18 protein-coding genes are annotated in these 16775 nt (G+C 72.9%); 7 read left to right on the top strand and 11 right to left on the bottom strand.

Annotation, left to right across the window (positions count from 1 at the left end; translation table 11 throughout):
* Positions 1-9 precede the first annotated feature (9 nt).
* The 3 genes from BN39_RS11430 to BN39_RS11420 are packed head-to-tail and all read left to right on the top strand — an operon-like array spanning position 10 to position 1642.
* Positions 10-420: a hotdog fold thioesterase gene (locus BN39_RS11430; RefSeq protein ID WP_019202539.1), complete on the top strand. Its 411-nt coding sequence runs from the start codon at positions 10-12 to the stop codon at positions 418-420.
* 51 nt (positions 421-471) lie between these two features.
* Positions 472-687, top strand: coding sequence for a dodecin (locus tag BN39_RS11425; protein ID WP_019202538.1), 216 nt, complete (start codon positions 472-474; stop codon positions 685-687).
* Entirely contained in the window at positions 674-1642 is a 969-nt protein-coding gene (locus tag BN39_RS11420; protein ID WP_040766198.1) for a GlxA family transcriptional regulator, read from the top strand. The genes BN39_RS11425 and BN39_RS11420 overlap by 14 nt, the downstream gene beginning before the upstream one ends.
* A gap of 1 nt (position 1643) precedes the next feature.
* Here BN39_RS11420 and BN39_RS23480 read toward each other — a convergent pair whose 3' ends face one another.
* Positions 1644-2258: a hypothetical protein gene (locus tag BN39_RS23480; protein ID WP_019202536.1), complete on the bottom strand. Its 615-nt coding sequence runs from the start codon at positions 2256-2258 to the stop codon at positions 1644-1646.
* A gap of 79 nt (positions 2259-2337) precedes the next feature.
* On the bottom strand, positions 2338-2781 hold the full coding sequence (locus tag BN39_RS11410) for an SRPBCC domain-containing protein (RefSeq protein WP_019202535.1): 444 nt from the start codon (positions 2779-2781) through the stop codon (positions 2338-2340).
* A 179-nt stretch (positions 2782-2960) separates the two neighbouring features.
* Here BN39_RS11410 and BN39_RS11405 point away from each other — a divergent pair, with 179 nt between their 5' ends.
* Both BN39_RS11405 and BN39_RS11400 read left to right on the top strand, forming a co-directional pair.
* Complete coding sequence (locus BN39_RS11405) at positions 2961-4511, top strand: DHA2 family efflux MFS transporter permease subunit (RefSeq protein WP_019202534.1); 1551 nt, start codon at positions 2961-2963, stop codon at positions 4509-4511.
* A 53-nt stretch (positions 4512-4564) separates the two neighbouring features.
* Positions 4565-5104, top strand: coding sequence for an META domain-containing protein (locus BN39_RS11400; RefSeq protein WP_081586003.1), 540 nt, complete (start codon positions 4565-4567; stop codon positions 5102-5104).
* On the opposite strand, the gene BN39_RS11395 is transcribed toward BN39_RS11400, so the two are convergent.
* From BN39_RS11395 to BN39_RS11380, 4 genes are all read right to left on the bottom strand, one after another.
* On the bottom strand, positions 5101-5742 hold the full coding sequence (locus tag BN39_RS11395; RefSeq protein WP_019202532.1) for a response regulator transcription factor: 642 nt from the start codon (positions 5740-5742) through the stop codon (positions 5101-5103). The two genes, BN39_RS11400 and BN39_RS11395, sit on opposite strands and share 4 nt — an antisense overlap.
* Complete coding sequence (locus BN39_RS22245) at positions 5739-6878, bottom strand: sensor histidine kinase (protein ID WP_019202531.1); 1140 nt, start codon at positions 6876-6878, stop codon at positions 5739-5741. Before BN39_RS22245 ends, BN39_RS11395 begins: the two co-directional genes overlap by 4 nt.
* Positions 6869-7873, bottom strand: coding sequence for a DUF418 domain-containing protein (locus BN39_RS11385; protein ID WP_019202530.1), 1005 nt, complete (start codon positions 7871-7873; stop codon positions 6869-6871). Before BN39_RS11385 ends, BN39_RS22245 begins: the two co-directional genes overlap by 10 nt.
* Before the next feature lie 94 nt (positions 7874-7967).
* A complete protein-coding gene (locus BN39_RS11380) occupies positions 7968-9755 on the bottom strand; it encodes a glycerol-3-phosphate dehydrogenase/oxidase (protein WP_051158887.1) in 1788 nt (595 codons plus the stop codon).
* Between the two features lie 27 nt (positions 9756-9782).
* On the opposite strand from BN39_RS11380, the gene glpK reads away from it, so the two are divergent.
* Positions 9783-11327: a glycerol kinase GlpK gene (gene glpK / locus BN39_RS11375; RefSeq protein WP_019202528.1), complete on the top strand. Its 1545-nt coding sequence runs from the start codon at positions 9783-9785 to the stop codon at positions 11325-11327.
* A gap of 150 nt (positions 11328-11477) precedes the next feature.
* Positions 11478-12635, top strand: coding sequence for a PLP-dependent aminotransferase family protein (locus BN39_RS11370; RefSeq protein ID WP_040766197.1), 1158 nt, complete (start codon positions 11478-11480; stop codon positions 12633-12635).
* A 3-nt stretch (positions 12636-12638) separates the two neighbouring features.
* Here the strand turns inward: BN39_RS11370 and BN39_RS11365 are convergent, their stop codons facing one another.
* From BN39_RS11365 to BN39_RS11345, 5 genes are all read right to left on the bottom strand, one after another.
* Complete coding sequence (locus tag BN39_RS11365; protein ID WP_148281467.1) at positions 12639-13427, bottom strand: aspartate/glutamate racemase family protein; 789 nt, start codon at positions 13425-13427, stop codon at positions 12639-12641.
* Positions 13428-13540: 113 nt separating this feature from the next.
* Complete coding sequence (gene galK, locus BN39_RS11360; RefSeq protein ID WP_019202525.1) at positions 13541-14626, bottom strand: galactokinase; 1086 nt, start codon at positions 14624-14626, stop codon at positions 13541-13543.
* Positions 14623-15714: a galactose-1-phosphate uridylyltransferase gene (gene galT, locus BN39_RS11355; protein ID WP_019202524.1), complete on the bottom strand. Its 1092-nt coding sequence runs from the start codon at positions 15712-15714 to the stop codon at positions 14623-14625. Before galT ends, galK begins: the two co-directional genes overlap by 4 nt.
* Positions 15711-16496, bottom strand: a complete 786-nt coding sequence (locus BN39_RS11350) for a DeoR/GlpR family DNA-binding transcription regulator (RefSeq protein WP_040766196.1) — start codon at positions 16494-16496, stop codon at positions 15711-15713. Before BN39_RS11350 ends, galT begins: the two co-directional genes overlap by 4 nt.
* Positions 16497-16505: 9 nt before the next feature.
* A complete protein-coding gene (locus BN39_RS11345; RefSeq protein ID WP_019202522.1) occupies positions 16506-16772 on the bottom strand; it encodes a hypothetical protein in 267 nt (88 codons plus the stop codon).
* Positions 16773-16775: the final 3 nt, after the last annotated feature.

Here is a 16775-nt window from a genome sequence, read left to right as displayed (position 1 = left end):
AATGGGCGGGTGAGCACACCACCGGCGGACCGTTACGCGCAGCACCTCGGGATCGACGTCGTCGGGCACGGCGGCGGCCGGGCCGAGTCGACGGTGACCGTCACCGAGGACCACCTCAACCCGCACGACACCACGCACGGCGCGTTCGTCTTCGCGGTCGTCGGCACCGCCGTGGCTGCCGCGGCCAACGACGCCGAGCACACCGGCGTGGCCAGCTCGATCCACATCGACTACCTCCGGCCCACCCGCCTCGGCGACCGGCTGCACGCGGAAGCCTCGGTGGCCGAACGGCTTCCGAAGGAGGACATCTTCACCGTCCGGGTGACCGACGGCACCGGCCGGATCGTCGCCCGGGCCACCGCCCGGTTCAACCGCCGGGCGCGAGCGGCCGAGCACACGACGCCCGCCGCGGATCGCTGATCAGCGCCATTCCGCCTCCCCGCGCCGGGGAAAGGCGGAGGATGGGCGGGTATGAGCAACAACGTGTATCGAGTCATCGAAGTCGTCGGCACCTCCTCCGAGGGGGTCGACGCCGCCATCGACAACGCGATCGGCCGCGCCGCCCGGACGACGCGGAACCTGGAGTGGTTCGAGGTGGTCTCCACGCGCGGCCACATCGAGAACGGAGCCGTGGCGCACACCCAGGTCACCCTGAAGATCGGCTTCCGCATGGATGACCCCGACTGAGGCCGCCGGCCGCCACCGGGAGGTGGTGATCGCGGCGTGTGACGGCGTCACCCTCATCGACGTCGCCGGGCCCGTCCAGGCGCTGAGCGACGCGGGCGGCTACCGCATCCGGCTGGCCTCACGCGACGGCCGGACGCTGCGCACCGACGTCGGGATGACGCTCGCCGCGGACTGCGCGTGGCCGGGGCTCGGGAGTGCCGGGCCGATCGACACCCTGCTCGTCCCGGGCTACCCGGCGGGCGCGTTCGACGCGGCGGCCGGCGAGGACTTCGTCGCCGAGGTCGGGCGCCTCGCCGCCGCGGCGCGCCGCGTGGTCTCGGTGTGCACCGGCGCCTACGTGCTCGCGGCCGCGGGGCTGCTCGACGGGCGGCGCGCCACATCGCACTGGCAGGCGTGCGGCGCTCTGGCCCAACGGTTCCCGGCCGTCAACTGGCACCCCGACGCGATCTACGTGCGCGACGGGAACGTGATCACCTCGGCGGGCGCCACCGCGGGGATCGACCTGGCGCTCGCGCTGATCGGCGAGGACCACGGCGAGGAGCACGCCCGCGCCGTCGCGAAGTACCTCGTGGTGTTCCTCCAGCGGCCCGGCGGTCAGCAGCAGTACGGCCCGTCGTCCGCCGAGCCCGCCGGGCATCCCGTGGTGCGCGACGCGATCGCGCGGATGACCGCGGACCCCGCGGCCGACCACCGCCCGGCGGCGCTCGCCGCCGAGCTCGCGGTGAGCGAGCGGCACCTGAGCAGGCTGTTCCGCCGCGAGTTGGGGCACACCCCGTCACAGCACCTCGAGCACCTCCGGGTCCGCGCGGCGCAGCGCCTCCTCGAACAGCCCGAGGCGCAGGTGCCCGATGTGGCGCGAGCGGTGGGATTCCGCACCCCGGAGGCCCTGCGGCGCGCCTTCCACCGCGTACTGGGCATCTCGCCGTCGGCCTACCGTCACCGCTTCCGTCTGTAGGTCACGTCCACAGCGGCACCAGGACGAGCGACAGGCCCACGAGCACGTCGAGGACGGCGCACCACTGCGCCCACGAGCGCGCGACCACGCGGTCCCGGATCAGGTGCACGGCGTCCCAGACCCCGTGCCCGAACCAGCCCGCCGCGACCACGTACCGGGCGGCCTCCGGTGCGAGCAGCAGGCCCGCCACCGAGAGGGCGCCGAACAGGGCCAGCCCCACCAGCTGCAGCCGGGCGTAGCCGTCCGCGAACCGGCCGCGCCGGTGGCTCCAGAGCGCGGCGGCGAGGGCCACGGCGAGGATCACCACGACGGGCGGCACCCGGTCCTGCGCCTCCAGCGCGACGAACCCCGCGAGCAGGACGCCGAGTACCGGCCAGGTGAGGCGCCGCCGGTCCAGCGCCACCATGATCACGTACATCGTGGGCAGCAGCGCCATCGCCGAGGCGAGGTTGCGGACCAGGCCGTCGGTCACGGCGGAGAAGAACCCGTCCGCCGCCAGCGCGACGGCGACGAACGTCGGCCACCGGGACGCCGCGAACGCGGCGATTCCGCGCGCCCGCCCGGGCGGCGCGGGCACCGTCGGCCCCGGTTCGACGGTGGCGGCGCTCTCGGTCATGCCCCGATCGTGCGGCGCCGCGGCGACGCGCGAAAGGGCCGCGCGGCGAACCGGTCCGCGGCGGTGGGATTCCGGTCCGTCAGCGGGCGAGGTGCTCCGCGCGCCCCACGAGGCCGTCCACGTTGCCGTCGAAACCGCGGCGCAGGAACGTGCCGAGGGTCAGCCCCACGACCGGCGACAGCGGACCGTCGAGCTGGAAGTGCGAAGTGTACCGGGACCGGCCGTCCCCGAGGTCCTCGATCCGCTGGTCGCGGATGCTGCGCAGAAGCCCTCCCGGCGCGGGCTTCATGGAGTAGGAGAAGCCGCGGCCCTCGTCCACCGCGACGACGACCTCCTCCTGCGTCATCACCCGGCCGGGCAGGAGCGCCACGCGCATCGTTATCGCGCCGCCGGGCCGCAGGTCGCAGCGGGCGGACACGGCGAAGGGGTTCCACTCGCCGTACGCGTCGAAGTCGGTCAGCGTCTGCCAGACGAGGGCGGCGGGTGCGGCGATCTCGCGGGTGTGGTCGATGGTGAAGGCCATGCCCCCAAGGTAGAACATGTTCCATCGGTGCGAGCCGCATCACACCGCATTTCGTTTGAGGAATAACTTCGCGAGCGTTACAGTTGCACCCTGCAAGTTATTGCTTAGAGATTTGAAGGAAGGGTGAGATGTCGGAGACAACGGCGCACGCCGAACCGCAGTCGTCATCAACCGCGCCCATGACCCATCGGGAGATCCTCGAGGTCATGGCCGGCCTGCTCGCGGCGCTGTTCACGGCATTGCTGAGCACCACCATCGTGTCCACGGCACTGCCGCGGATCATCGCCGACCTGGGCGCCTCGCAGACCGCGTTCTCCTGGGTCATCACCACCGCGCTCCTGGCGAACGCCGCGTCCACCCCGATCTGGGGCAAGCTGGCCGACCTGTTCAACAAGAAGGTCCTGGTCCAGTCCGCCATCGTCGTGTTCGTAGCCGGATCCGTGATCGCCGGGGCCTCGCCCAACGTCGAGGTGCTGCTGTTCGCCCGCGTCATCCAGGGCATCGGCATGGGCGGCCTCACGGCCCTGGTCGTGGCCATCATCGGCAGCATCATCCCGCCCCGCGAGCGCGGCCGGTACTCGGGCTACATGGGCGCCGTCATGGCCGTCTCGATGTCCGGCGGCCCCATCCTGGGCGGCGTCATCACCGACCACATCGGCTGGCGCTGGTGCTTCTACGTCAGCGTCCCGCTGGCCGTCGGCGCGCTCATCCTGATCCAGCGCACCCTGCACCTGCCGACGCAGCGCAAGGGCGACGTCTCCATCGACTGGCTCGGCGCGACCCTGCTCACCGCGGGCGTCTCCGTGCTGCTCATCTGGGTCTCGTTCGCCGGGAAGGACTACGACTGGATCTCCAGCACCTCCGCGGTGTACCTGGCCGCCGGCCTGGGCCTGCTGGCGCTCACCGTGTACGTCGAGTCCCGCGCCAAGGACCCGATCATCCCGCTGAAGATCGTCACCGAGCGCACCACCGCGCTCGCGATCATCGCGTCGATCGCCGTGGGCGTCGGCATGTTCGGCGCCACGTCGTTCCTGGGCCTGTACTTCCAGACCTCGCGCGGCTACAGCCCGACGATGGCCGGCATCCTCACGATCCCCATGGTCCTGGGCATGCTCATCTCGTCGGTCGCGTCCGGCCAGCTGATCACCCGCACCGGCATCTGGAAGCCGTTCGTCGTGGGCGGCGCCGTGGTCATGGTCCTCGGGTTCAGCCTGCTCGGCACGATCGACCACGAGACCCCGCTCGGCATGGTGATGCTCTACATCACGGTCGTCGGCCTCGGCGTCGGCTCGCTGATGCAGAACCTGGTTCTCGCGGTGCAGAACACGGTGAGCGTGCAGAACATCGGCTCCGCGTCCAGCTCGGTCGCGTTCTTCCGCACCTTCGGCGGCGCGATCGGCGTGTCCGCCATGGGCGCCGTACTCGCATCGCGGGTCTCCGACCTCACGCAGTCCGGCCTCGCCAAGCTCGGCATCCACGCCCCCGCGGGCGGCTCGAGCAGCGGCGCGCAGCTCGACCTCTCGGCGCTGCCCGGGCCCGTGCAGGAGATCATCCGGGCGTCCTACGGCGACGCCACCGGCCGCATCTTCCTGCTGGCCGCCGCCTGCGCCGTGGTCACCTTCGTCGCGGTCACGCTGCTGCCGAACAAGCCGCTGCGCACCACCATCGACGTGGAGCCGGCCGCGGCCGGCGGGGGCGAGCCGCGGCGCGAGCCGGTCGCCGTGGATTAACGGCGGTTGTGGGAAACTTTCATCCCAGCAAAGGAGGCGGCATACTGCATCGCATGATGCGTATGACCGCCTCCTTCGCCGTTCCGCTCGTCGCGGGCGCCGCCCTGCTCACCGCCGGATGCGCCGCTTCCGCCGGGGCCGATCCCAGCGCCCCCGCCCCCTCGTCGTCGACGAGCGCGAAGCCCACCGTCCCGGCCAAGCCCGGCTCGATCGTGGGCGCCCAGTGGCGCCTGAAGTCGGACCCGGTCGCCTGGTTCCGCGTGCAGGGCTCCAACATCTCGGGCAACGACGGCTGCAACTCCCTCACCGGCACCGCGACCGCGCCGCTCAACTCGACGGACCGGGTCGACTTCGGCGCCGGCGTCGCGTCGACGCTCATGTACTGCCCGGACCCGAAGGGCACCCAGACCGCGATCCAGGAGGCCCTCAAGGGCGAGCGGAAGTGGAGCCGGGCCGGCGCCGACCTGGTGCTCACCGACACCGAGAACAACCGCACCTGGACCTTCGTGCTGACCTCCGCGGGCGCACCGTCGAGCGCGGCACCGTCGACCAGCGCGGCACCGTCGAGCAGCGCGGCACCCGCCCCGCGTTAATCCATCTCCCCCGAGGCCCACACCGCGGCGGCGATCTCCACGCGGTTGCGCGCGCCCAGGCGCCGCGTGATCGCCCCGAGGTGGGTCTTGACGGTGCCGAGGCTGATCACCAGTTCGTCGGCGATCTCGGCGTTGGTCCTCCCCCGCGCGACGCAGCGCGCCACCTCGCGCTCGCGCGCCGTCAGTTCGCCGATCGCCTCGGCGGCGGCCGCATCGCCGCGCCCCTGCCGCCGGTTCCGCGCCAGCAGGTCGACGGTGAGCGCCGGGCTGATCAACGCGTCGCCCGTCGCGGCGGCGCGCACCGCGGCGAGCAGCAGGTCGGGTCCCGCGTCCTTGAGCAGGAACCCCGACGCGCCCGCGGCGAGCGCGGCGTCCACGTAATCGGGTTCGCCGAACGTCGTCACCATGACGGCGCGGGTGCCTCCCTCGGTGATCCGCCGGCACACCTCGATGCCGTCGATGCGCGGCATCCGGATGTCCAGGAGCGCCACGTCGGGGCGGGTCTCGGCGATCACGGAGACGGCCTCGACGCCGTCCGAGGCCTGCGCCACCACGTCGATGTCCGGGGCCGCGCCGAGGATCATCGCGAAGCCGATCCGCACCATCTCCTGGTCGTCCGCCAGGACCACGGTGGTCACCGCGGATCCCCCAGGGGCAGCGCCTGGAGGGGCAGCGTCGCGGTGAGGCGCCAGCCGTCCCCCTCGGGGCCGTAGCTGACCGAGCCGCCGGCGGTCGCGGCGCGCTCCACCAGGCCCACCAGCCCCACACCGTTGCCCGGGCCGGGGCCGGGCGGGGCGCCGGGGGCGGCACCGTCGTCGACGACGGCCACCTCCAGCCGGCCGTCGTCGCGCGCGACCCGGACGCGGACCCGCCCGCCGGGCGCGTGCCGCCGGGCGTTGGTCAGGCCCTCGGTCACCACGCGGTGCGCCACCAGCCGGACCAGGTCCGGGACGTCGTCCGCGTCGGCGTCGGGGTCGATGGAGACGTCCAGCCCGTCCCGCTCCACGTCGGTGAGGGCGGCGCGCAGCCCGAACGAGCCCGAGGCCGAGGGCGCCAGCATCGACGGTGCGTCGCCGGGAGTGCGGAGGGTGCCCACCATCGCGCGGATGTCAGCGAGGGCGCGGGCGCCGCTGCGCTCGATGCGGGCGAGCGTGCCGTCGGTGTCGGCACCGGCGGCGATGCCGGCCTGGGCCAGCACCACGATGCCGGTCACCTCGTGCGCGATCACGTCGTGCAGGTCCCGCGCCATGGCGGTGCGTTCCGTCATCTGAACCTCCGTCCGGGTCGCCTCGAGCCGCCGCTCCGCCGTCCTGTGCCGGTGCCCGAACATGATCGCCACGTTGACCGCGCCCGCGGCCAGGAACGCCACGATCCAGAGACCGGGTTCGCTCAGCGCGAGGGGGACCACCGGGAGCACCGCGATTCCACCGGCGACGGCCTCCAGGGCGCCGTCCAGGGCGGTGTCGGCGTACGACGCCGTGAACCCGGCGACGAGGACGAACACCCAGCACACCCCCGCGGGCCAGATCGCCCACTCCGGCACCACGGCGCCGATCAGCAGCGCGATCACCGTTCCCCCGGTCCCCGCCCACGCCCACGCGGGATCCGCGCGGACGACGCCCGTCATCGCGACGGCCGCGCCCACCGTGCCCGCGGCGTTGACCGACAACGACATCGGGGAGGAGTCCGCGGTCAGCGAGAGCATCGTGCCGATCACCCAACCGCCGAGCAGGAGGATGCCGAGCGCGATCCGGTCGCCGCGCGTCACGACCATGCCGGAGCCCGGCTCCCACTGGTGTCGCGGCCTTCCCCGGCGACGGGCCGCTCTCGTCGCAGCTCCGGCACCGTGCGCCAGGTGATCGTTCTCAGCAGCCATTCCACTGGACCGTAGCGCAGTCCGGACAGCCAGGCCCGGCTCCACACCGATTGCACGACGACGATCAGCGCGCAGACGGCCAGCAGCGGCGCCACCGCATCGCTCCCCCGCAGCCCCGCGACCGCGATGATCACGGTGGCCGCGACGGACGCGGTCACGTAGTTGGTCAGCGACATCCGGCCCAACGGCTCGAACACGGCGCGCAGCGCGGCGCGGGCGGGCCGCCACCGCCAGGCCAGGGCGAGCGCGCCGATGTAGGCGACCGCCATCGCCAGGCCCGCGCGCGTGCCCTCGACCGAGAACCGCGGATCACCGCCGCCCGCACCGAGGTACGCGACGACCGCCGGCACCGCGGCCACGGCGCCCACGCCGAGCAGCCCGAGGCCCGCGCGGGGCGAGCCCTCCAGGCGGGCATGGACGCCGCAGCCGGCGGCTCCCGCGCCGATGAGCATCAGGCCGGGCAGGGCGTCCACCCCACCCGCGCCGAGCCCGAACGCCGCCGCCGTCAGGGCCGCCCCGGCGGCCAGGTTGCCCCACGCGGGGACCCAGACCACCAGGGGCGTCACCAACAAGCCGGCGACGGCGTATTCGCGCAGGATCTCCCCCGGGTACACGAGCGCGTGCAGCACGCCGATCACCCCGAGACCCGCCATCCGCCACACGAGCGGCGGCCACGCGGCGGTCCCCCGCCGCCGCGCACCGTCGGCGATGAGGAACAGCGACACCCCGAACAGGAGCGTGAAGATCGGTACGAACCGGGACTGCACGGCCAGGTCGAGCGCTTCCCGCCCGCCGGCACCCGGGGCGACGGCGGCGAGGTCGAGGACGTTCACCGGGAGGATGCCCACGAGGGCGAATCCGCGCAGCGTGTCGAGGAAGCGGTAGCGGGTCATGACACATCACTGTGCCGCCCGCGGGCGCAGCCGGAATCGGACGAAGGGCCGGTCTTCGGCCCGGCGGATCGTCCGAACGGCTGAGTGACGGCCGTTACTCGGCGATCGCCCGCCGCGACTGCCCCGGCACGGGGACGGGCTCGAGGATCTCGGCGCGGGCCTCCGGGGCGGCGGCGCGCAGCGCGTCGGCGCCGGCGTCGTCGGGCTCCTCCTGCGAGCGCACCTCGGCGGCCACCCGGGACCGGTAGGTGTCGAGCTCGCGCGCCACGTCGGCGTCCGACCAGCCGAGGACCGGCGCCACGAGTGCGGCGACCTCCTCGGCGGACGCCAGCCCGCGATCCGGGTACTCGATGGAGATGCGGGTGCGGCGGGCGAGGATGTCCTCGAGGTGCAGCGCCCCCTCCGCGGCCGCCGCGTACACGGCCTCGACGCGCAGGTACTGCGGCGCGTGCTGGATCGGCTCGAGCAGCCCGGGATCGTCCGCCGCGAAGGCGAGCACGTCGCCGATGAGCGAGCCGTACCGGTTGAGCAGGTGGCTCACCCGGTGCGGGTGCACGTCGTGGGCCGCGGCGATGGACGTGGTCTGGTTGGTCAGGGCGTAGTAGCCGTCGGCGCCCAGCAGCGGCACCTTCTCGGTGCACGACGGTGCCACCTTGTGCGGCAGGTAGGCCTCGGCGGCGTCCACCGCGTCGGCCGCCATGACGCGGTACGTCGTGTACTTGCCGCCGGCGATGGTCACCAGGCCCGGGGCGATCGCGGCGACGGCGTGCTCACGGGAGAGCTTGGAGGTCTCGTCGGACTCGCCGGCGAGCAGGGGGCGCAGACCCGCGTAGACGCCGGTGATGTCGTCCCGGGTGATCTCGCTGACGAGCACCTTGTTGACGTGGTCGAGGATGTAGTCGATGTCCGTGGCGGTCGCGGCGGGGTGTGCGAGGTCGAGATTCCAGTCGGTGTCGGTGGTCCCGATGATCCAGTGCGTGCCCCACGGGATGACGAACAGGACGCTCTTCTCGGTGCGCAGGATGAGCGCCGCGTCGCTGACGATGCGGTCCCGCGGCACCAGGATGTGCACGCCCTTGGAGGCGCGGACGCGGAAGCGGCCCTTCTGCTTCGAGAGCGCCTGCAGCTCGTCGGTCCACACGCCGGTCGCGTTGATCACGACGGTGGAACGCACTTCGGTGGTCTCGCCGGACTCGCTGTCCCGGACGATCACGCCCGAGACCCGGTCGGCCTCGCGCAGGAAGTCGACCACCTGCGTGGACGTGCGGACCACGGCGCCGTAGTGGGCCGCGGTACGGGCCACGGTCATGGTGTGCCGGGCGTCGTCGACGACGGTGTCGTAGTAGCGGATGCCGCCCACGAGGGCGCCCCGCTTGAGGCCCGGCGACAGCCGGAGCGCGCCGGCGCGGGTCAGGTGCTTCTGCGCGGGCACCGTCTTGGCGCCGCCCATGGTGTCGTAGAGGAACATTCCGGCGGCCATGTACGGCCGCTCGATGACCCGCTTGGTGAGCGGGAAGAGGAAGGGCAGCGGCTTGACCAGGTGCGGGGCGAGGGTCGACAGGGACAGCTCCCGCTCGTGCAGGGCCTCGCGGACCAGGCCGAACTCCATCTGCTCCAGGTAGCGCAGGCCGCCGTGGAACATCTTCGAGCTGCGCGAGCTGGTGCCCGAGGCGAAATCGCGGGCCTCGACCAGCGCCACCTTCAACCCGCGGGTGGCCGCGTCCAGTGCGGCGCCGACGCCCACGACCCCGCCGCCGATGACGACCACGTCGAACTCGGTGGAGCCCAGCTTCTCCCACGCCTGAGCGCGGTACGCCGGTGACAGCAGCGCCGACGCGGACGACGCCACGAATGTATCGGTTTCCGGGTTAGCAGCGTTCATCACTCATCACCATGTCAGTATTCGGGCGTGGCAGTTTCTCATCGCGACCCGCAGTTCGTCGCCGCGATCGATCAGGGAACCAGTTCGACGCGGTGCATCATCTTCGACCGGAACGGCTCCATCGTGGCTTCCGAACAACGGGAACACGACCAGATCTTCCCACGTGGGGGCTGGGTGGAGCACGACGCCACGCAGATATGGGTCAACACGCGGCTGGTGTGCTCCCAGGCGCTGGCGACGGCGGACCTGACCGCGACGGACATCGCTGCAGTCGGCATCACCAATCAACGCGAGACGGCGGTGGTGTGGGATCGCGCAACGGGCGAGCCGATCCACAACGCGATCGTGTGGCAGGACACCCGCACCGAGGAACTGTGCGACGAGCTGGCCTCCGCGGGCCTCGAGACGCCCGATCGGGACCGTTTCAAGCCGTCCTGCGGGCTGCCGCTGGCCTCGTACTTCTCCGGCCCGAAGATCGCGTGGATCCTGGACAACGTCGACGGCGCGCGCGAGCGCGCGGAACGCGGGGAACTGTGCGCCGGGACGATCGACTCATGGCTGGTGTGGAACCTCACGACCGACGACGAGGGGCGGGGCGAGCCGGGACGCCCGCTCCACATCACGGACATCACCAACGCCTCCCGCACCATGCTGATGAACCTCGCGACCGGGGCGTGGGACCCGGCCACGTGCGCCGCCATGGGCATCCCGATGGCGATGCTGCCCGAGATCCGTTCCAGCGCAGAGGTGTACGGCGTGGTGCGCGAGCGCGGGGTGTTCGGCGGAGTGCCGATCGCCGGCATCCTCGGCGACCAGCAGGCGGCGATGTTCGGGCAGGCCGCCCTCGACGAGGGATCGGCCAAGAACACCTACGGCACAGGGAACTTCCTGCTCGTCAACACCGGCGAGCGGCCCGTGTTCAGCGAGCACGGCCTGCTCACGACGGTCTGCTACAAGCTGGGCGACGAGGCCACCGTGTACGCCCTGGAGGGCTCGGTCGCGGTGAGCGGATCCCTGATCCAGTGGCTCCGCGACAATCTCGGGATCATCAGCACCGCGCCCGAGGTGGAGGACCTCGCCACCGCCGTCCCCGACAACGGCGGCGTGTACGTGGTCCCCGCCTTCTCCGGACTGTTCGCCCCGCGGTGGCGGCCCGATGCCCGCGGCGTGATCGTGGGCCTGACCCGGTTCTCCGACAAGCGGCACATCGCGCGGGCGGCGTTGGAGGCCACCGCCTATCAGTCCCGCGAGGTGATCGACGCGATGAACGCCGACAGCGGCATCGGCCTCACGGAGCTGCGCGTGGACGGCGGCATGGTGGTCAACGACACCCTCATGCAGTTCCAGGCCGACGTGCTGAACGTCCCCGTCATCCGCCCGAAGGTCATCGAGACCACCGCGCTCGGCGCCGCGTACGCCGCGGGCTACGCCACCGGGGTGTGGACGCTCGACGAGATCCGCACGAACTGGGCCGAGGACCAGCGCTGGCTGCCGGAGATGCCGGAGGACGAGCGCGAACGCCTCTACGCCGAGTGGAACCGCGCCGTCGAGCGCACACTGAACTGGGTCTGACGCCCTCTGCCGCCTCCCCCGGCCCCGCTCGGCGCCCTCCCTCTAGGGTCGTCTCCCTCTGGGGAACGACCCGGGACGCAGGACGCGACGCATCTCATTGATTGAGAACATTGTCTCGACAAGTGGACTCCCGTCTGGCATCGTGCCGGTATGTCCGAGGAACGAGGCTCCCAGTCGGTGCGGTCGGTGCGCGGATCGGCGATCCGCGACCTGCTCGCGATCACCGAGCGTCCGGGCGTACTCTCCCTCGCCGGCGGGCTCCCGGCGCCGGAACTCCTCCCGACGGTCCGCGTCGCGGCGGCGGCCGAGGCGGCGCTCGGGTCGCCGGCGGCGCTGCAGTACGGGGTGACGACGGGCGCGCCCGCGCTGCGGGACGTGGTGCACGCGCGGGAATCCGCGAAGCTCGGTCGCGACGCGGGCGCGGTCGTGGTGACCCACGGTTCGCAACAGGCGCTGTCGCTGCTCGCGCAGGCCCTGCTGGACCCCGGCGACGTGGTGATCGTCGAGGACCCGGGCTACATCGGCGCGCTCCAGGCCTTCGACACCACCCGCGCCCGGGTGGTCGGCGTCCCCATGGACGCCGACGGGATGCGCGTGGACCTGCTGCGGCCGATCCTCGAGCGCGGCGGCGTCCGGATCGTGCACACCGTCTCGAACTTCCACAACCCCGGGGGTGCCACGCTCGCCGACGAGCGGCGTCGCGAACTCGCCCGCCTCGCCGACGAATTCGGCTTCTGGATCGTGGAGGACGACCCGTACGCGGACCTGCGGTTCGCGGGTTCGACGGTGCCGCCCGTCGCCGCGCACACGGACCGGGTGCTGCGCCTGTCGAGCGCGTCGAAGATCGTGGCGCCGTCGCTGCGCGTGGGCTGGATGCACGGCGACGCAGGGGTTCTCGCGCTCGTGGAGCGACTCAAGCAGGGCGCGGACCTGTGCGGGTCGAGTCTCACGCAGGCGATCGCGGCGGAGCTGCTGGCCGACACCGACTGGCTCGACGACCACATCGCGACCATCCGCGAGCTGTACGGTGAGCGCGCGAAGGCGTTGCACGCCGAGCTCACCGAGGCCTTCGGCGACCGCCTCGCGCTCACCCGGCCGGAGGGCGGGATGTTCCTGTGGGGCGAGTTCGCCGACGAGGTGGACACCGCCGCGCTGCTTCCCGCCGCGATCGACGCCGGGGTGGCGTACGTTCCGGGAGCGGCCTTCGCGGTGCGGCGGGACCTCACCCGCGCCCTCCGGTTCTGTTACACCACGTCGTCGCCGGGCGACCTCCGCGAAGCGGTCCGCCGACTCGCGACGGTGCTCTGATTCTCAGCCCATCGCCTTCACGGCACTGGCTACGGCGGCGTTGACGGCGACGACGAGCGGCACGTCGAACCGCGGCTGCAGGCGCAGTGCCGACGGTGACAGCGGCCCGCCGCCCATGATCACCGCCTTCGCGCCGTCGTCCGCGACCGACCGGCGGACCGCCTCGCTGAGCGCGGCGTCCAGGGCGTCCGGGTTCTTCACGAGCTCGGTCGCGTCGCCGGGCGTCACCCGGACGCCGCGGTAGAGGTGTTCGAGCCCGAGCGACACGGCCTTCTCGCGGAACGACTCGACGAGCGCCGGATCCGAGGTGACGGTGGCGATCCCGAAGGCGCGCCCGCCCGCGGACGCCGCCCGGAACGCCTCCGTGCCGATGCCGAACACGGGGACGGAGACCGCGGCGTCCAGCTCGGCCATCCCCGGATCGCTGAACGCGGAGACCACGATCGCCGCGACGCCCGGATCCCCCGCGGCGGCGACCCCGCGCTCCACCACGCCCCTCGCGGCGGCCTCCATGTCCTGCGGCGTGGTCAGCAGCGCGGGCGCGCCCTCGTTGGTGACGCCCACGATCTCCGCCGCGCCGTTCGCCTGCGCCCGCGCCAGCTCGACCATCGAGTCCGTCGCGGTGGCACTGGAGTTCGGGTTGATGAGCACGATCCTCCGTATCTGCTCCGGCACCGAGGAGGACCCCGGTGCCGCGCCGCCGTCCCCAGGCCCGCACCCCGTCACCAGGAGGAGGGCCGCCGCCCCGATCCCCAGCAGCCGGCTCCCGGCTCCGGTTCGTCGCACGCTCATGGCACCGCCTCCCGTCCGGCTCGGCGCCGGCTCCGCGTTTCGTCGTCTCCAGGAACCTACGCGAATCGGGCGGCGGTCACGGCCGAACGCCGGTCACCGTTGACGTTGCACACTCACGCGACGTGTGCGCCGCGTCCGGGCCGGACGGGCGTGACCGCGGGCTCGGGAAACCCTGCGCCGGAGACGATGCCGGGCAGCTCGGCGGTGATCCGACGGGCCGCCTCGGCGGACGCCAGCACGACGACCGTGCCGCCGAACCCGCCGCCCGTCATCCGCGCTCCGTACGCCCCCGACTCCACGGCGGTGGCGGCGATGGCGTCGATGGCGGGAATGGTGATCTCGAAGTCGTCGCGCATCGACGCGTGCGAGGCGTTCATCAGCGCGCCGAACGCGGCGTGGTCTCCGCGGCGCAGCGCAGCGGCGGCTTCCAGCACGCGACGGTTCTCGGTGAGCACGTGGCGTGCGCGGCGCCGCTGCTCGTCGCCGGACAGCGCGCGCCACGCGTCGTCGTCGGCGTCGCGGAGCGCGGGCACGCCCAGTTCGGCGGCGGCGGCCTCGCAGGCCTCGCGGCGGGCGCGGTACTCCCCCGCCGCGTGCCGGTGCGGGCTCCGCGAATCGACGGCCAGCAGCACGTCGTCCCCGAGCCGCATCGGCACGGGATCCACATCCAGCGAACGGAAGTCGAGCAGAAGCGCCGTGTCCTCCGCCCCGTACAGGCTGCTCATCTGGTCGAGCAGCCCGGTGGGCGCGCCCACGTACTCGTTCTCGGCGCGCTGGGCGATCCGAGCCAGGGTGGTGCGGTCGGGCACCGGCGACGGGGAGGCCGCGGTGAGCGCCTCGAGCACCGCGCATTCGATCGCCGCCGACGAGGAGAGTCCCGCGCCCACCGGCACGTCCGACGAGATCGTCATCCGGCCGCCCGGCACCGCGACCCCGTGCTCACGCAGGGCCCACACGCATCCCGCCACGTAGGCCGCCCAGCCGGGCACCGTGTCCGCACCGGGCGCGGTGGACAGGGGGACCGCCACGGCGCCGTCCTCCTCGCGGGAGGACACCTCGAGGACGCGGGCGCCCGGCGCGCCGTCGAACTCGGCGGTGGCGCCGACGCCGAGGGCGATGGGCAGCGCGAAGCCGTCGTTGTAGTCGGTGTGCTCGCCGATCAGGTTGACCCGCCCGGGGGCGTAGCCGCGCACCGTCATTCGAGCGCCTCCCGCAGCTCGGCGGCGATCGCCTCGGGCGTCTTGTCCGTGATGAACGCGTCCCTCCCGGATTCGGCGCCGGCCAGGTACTTCAGCTTGTCGGCGCTGCGCCGGATGGAGAACAGCTCTGCGTGCAGGTACCCCTCGGGCTCGTCCGCGCGGTACTGGTGCCAGGAAGCGATGTAGGGCAGCGGGGTCCCGTACAGGGCATCGAACGCGCGCAGCACCGTGAGGTACACCCGCGCCAGATCGTCCGCTTCGTCGTCGGTGAGCTCGGTGAGGTTGCGCACGTGCCGGTTCGGGTACACGTGCACCTCCGCCGGCCATCGGGCCGCGAACGGCACGAACGCCGTCGTGTGCTCCGTGCGGAGCAGCAGGCGGATCCCGTCGTCCACCTCGGCGGCGAGGATCGCCTCGAAGAGGTCGCCCCCGGTGGCGGCCCGATGCTCCGAGGCCTTGCGCAGGATCGCCTGGGTGCGCGGCGTGCGGAACGGGAACGCGTAGATCTGCCCGTGCGGGTGCGGCAGCGTCACGCCGATCTCCTCGCCGCGGTTCTCGAAGCAGTACACCTCGGCCACGTCCTCGCGGCCGAGCAACTCCGCGGTGCGGTGGGCCCACACGTCCACCACGAGCCGGGCGTGCTCGGGGGTCAGGCCGGCGAACGCCCCCTCGTGCGCACTGGTGAAGCACACGACCTCGCACCGCCCCACGCCCGGATACTCCACGCGCAGACCGTGATCCACGACGGGACCGGTGTCGCCCGCGCCGGAGAGCGACGGGAACCGGTTCTCGAACACGGCCACGCGGTAGTCCTCCACGGGGAGCTCGCTGGAGAGTCCCTCGGGGTCGGGGCAGAGCGGGCACATCTGCTTCGGCGGCTTGTAGGTGCGGTCCTGCCGCGCGGGCGCCACGATCACCCGGTCCCCTGTCCGCGGGTCGCGCCGCACGGTGGTGACCGGCCCGTCCGGACGGGGCGGCAGGTCCCGGCGATCGACGCCGAGCACCGGCGTTCCCGCGGTGTCGAACAGCAGGATCTCGCGGCCGTCGGCGAGGGCTCCCCGAATCGGTTCGGGCAGTCTGCGGTTCACGGTACGCCCCCTTCGGCGACGGTCAGGTCGATGACATCGGTGAGGACCTCGCGGGCGGCGGGGCCCAGGCCGGCGTCGGTGATCATCCCGTCGACGGCCGAGAACTCGGCGAACAGGTGCGCGCCGATCTCGCCGAACTTGGTGTGGTCGGCCAGCATCACGGTGGAGCGCGCCGCACCGATCAGGCGCCGGTTGGTCTCCGCCTCACCGATGTTCGGCGAGGTGAAGCCCGCCGTCGGGTCGATTCCGTGGGTCCCCAGGAAGGCGAGGTCGCAGCGCACCCGCTCCAGCATGGCGTTGGCGACGGGTCCGACGAGCGCGTCCGACGGGGTGCGCTGCCCGCCCGTGAGCTGCACCGCACCGCCCGCCGGTTCCTCCGGGGAATCGGTGAGCACGTGGAAGATCGAGATCGAATTGGTCACCACCGCGATCGGCCGGCCGCGGAGCATCCGCGCCAGTTCGAGCGTGGTCGTGCCCGCGCCCACGGCCACCGTCATCCCGTCCTCGACGAGGGGTGCGGCCGCGGCGGCGATCGCCCGCTTCTCCGCGGCCTCCCGCGACGCCTTGTGCGCGGACGGCGGTTCGAGCCCGCGCCCGGCCGCGGCCGAGCGGACCGCGCCGCCGTGCACCTTGGTGAGCTCGGCCGCCTCCTCCAGGACGTCGAGGTCGCGGCGGATCGTCATCTCGGAGACTCCGAGCTCGTCCGCCAGGTCGATCACGCGCACGGCGCCGTGTGCGACGACCGCGGCCAGGATGTGTCGTCGTCTCTGGGCTGCAAGCACGGACCGAACCTACTCGGATTCGCGGTCGGGCCGGTCCCGTGCCGCCGGGCGCGCGGCGGCCCACCCGGCGAAGCCCGCGGCCACCAGGACCAGCGCGGCGCCCACCCACAGGTTGGCGGAGCTCCCCGCGGCGAGGTCGGTGACGTCGGCGGTGTGCTCGGCGGCGCCCGCGCCCGCTTCCGCGAGTCCGGGGAGCAGCCCCGCCACGAGGAGGGCGAGCCCGTACAGGCCCAGCAGCGCGGCGATGATGTTGCGGATGTCGAAGAGGCGGGCCATGAT

Source organism: Tsukamurella sp. 1534 (assembly GCF_000312385.1).
Taxonomy (GTDB): Bacteria; Actinomycetota; Actinomycetes; order Mycobacteriales; family Mycobacteriaceae; genus Tsukamurella.
Note: the sequence above shows the minus strand (reverse complement) of the source record. Positions and strands in the feature narration are given on the sequence as shown.

What these genes read in the sequence shown, in the direction of transcription:
- BN39_RS11345 (WP_019202522.1), bottom strand. Translation starts at nt 16,772, where the DNA reads ATGGCCCGCCTCTTCGACATCCGCAACATCATCGCCGCGCTGCTGGGC.
- BN39_RS11410 (WP_019202535.1), bottom strand. Translation starts at nt 2,781, where the DNA reads ATGGCCTTCACCATCGACCACACCCGCGAGATCGCCGCACCCGCCGCC.
- BN39_RS23480 (WP_019202536.1), bottom strand. Translation starts at nt 2,258, where the DNA reads ATGACCGAGAGCGCCGCCACCGTCGAACCGGGGCCGACGGTGCCCGCG.
- galK (WP_019202525.1), bottom strand. Translation starts at nt 14,626, where the DNA reads ATGACGGTGCGCGGCTACGCCCCCGGGCGGGTCAACCTGATCGGCGAG.
- BN39_RS11380 (WP_051158887.1), bottom strand. Translation starts at nt 9,755, where the DNA reads ATGAACGCTGCTAACCCGGAAACCGATACATTCGTGGCGTCGTCCGCG.
- BN39_RS22245 (WP_019202531.1), bottom strand. Translation starts at nt 6,878, where the DNA reads ATGGTCGTGACGCGCGGCGACCGGATCGCGCTCGGCATCCTCCTGCTC.
- BN39_RS11370 (WP_040766197.1), top strand. Translation starts at nt 11,478, where the DNA reads ATGTCCGAGGAACGAGGCTCCCAGTCGGTGCGGTCGGTGCGCGGATCG.
- BN39_RS11425 (WP_019202538.1), top strand. Translation starts at nt 472, where the DNA reads ATGAGCAACAACGTGTATCGAGTCATCGAAGTCGTCGGCACCTCCTCC.
- BN39_RS11365 (WP_148281467.1), bottom strand. Translation starts at nt 13,427, where the DNA reads ATGAGCGTGCGACGAACCGGAGCCGGGAGCCGGCTGCTGGGGATCGGG.
- BN39_RS11385 (WP_019202530.1), bottom strand. Translation starts at nt 7,873, where the DNA reads ATGACCCGCTACCGCTTCCTCGACACGCTGCGCGGATTCGCCCTCGTG.
- BN39_RS11400 (WP_081586003.1), top strand. Translation starts at nt 4,565, where the DNA reads ATGATGCGTATGACCGCCTCCTTCGCCGTTCCGCTCGTCGCGGGCGCC.
- BN39_RS11405 (WP_019202534.1), top strand. Translation starts at nt 2,961, where the DNA reads ATGACCCATCGGGAGATCCTCGAGGTCATGGCCGGCCTGCTCGCGGCG.
- BN39_RS11420 (WP_040766198.1), top strand. Translation starts at nt 674, where the DNA reads ATGACCCCGACTGAGGCCGCCGGCCGCCACCGGGAGGTGGTGATCGCG.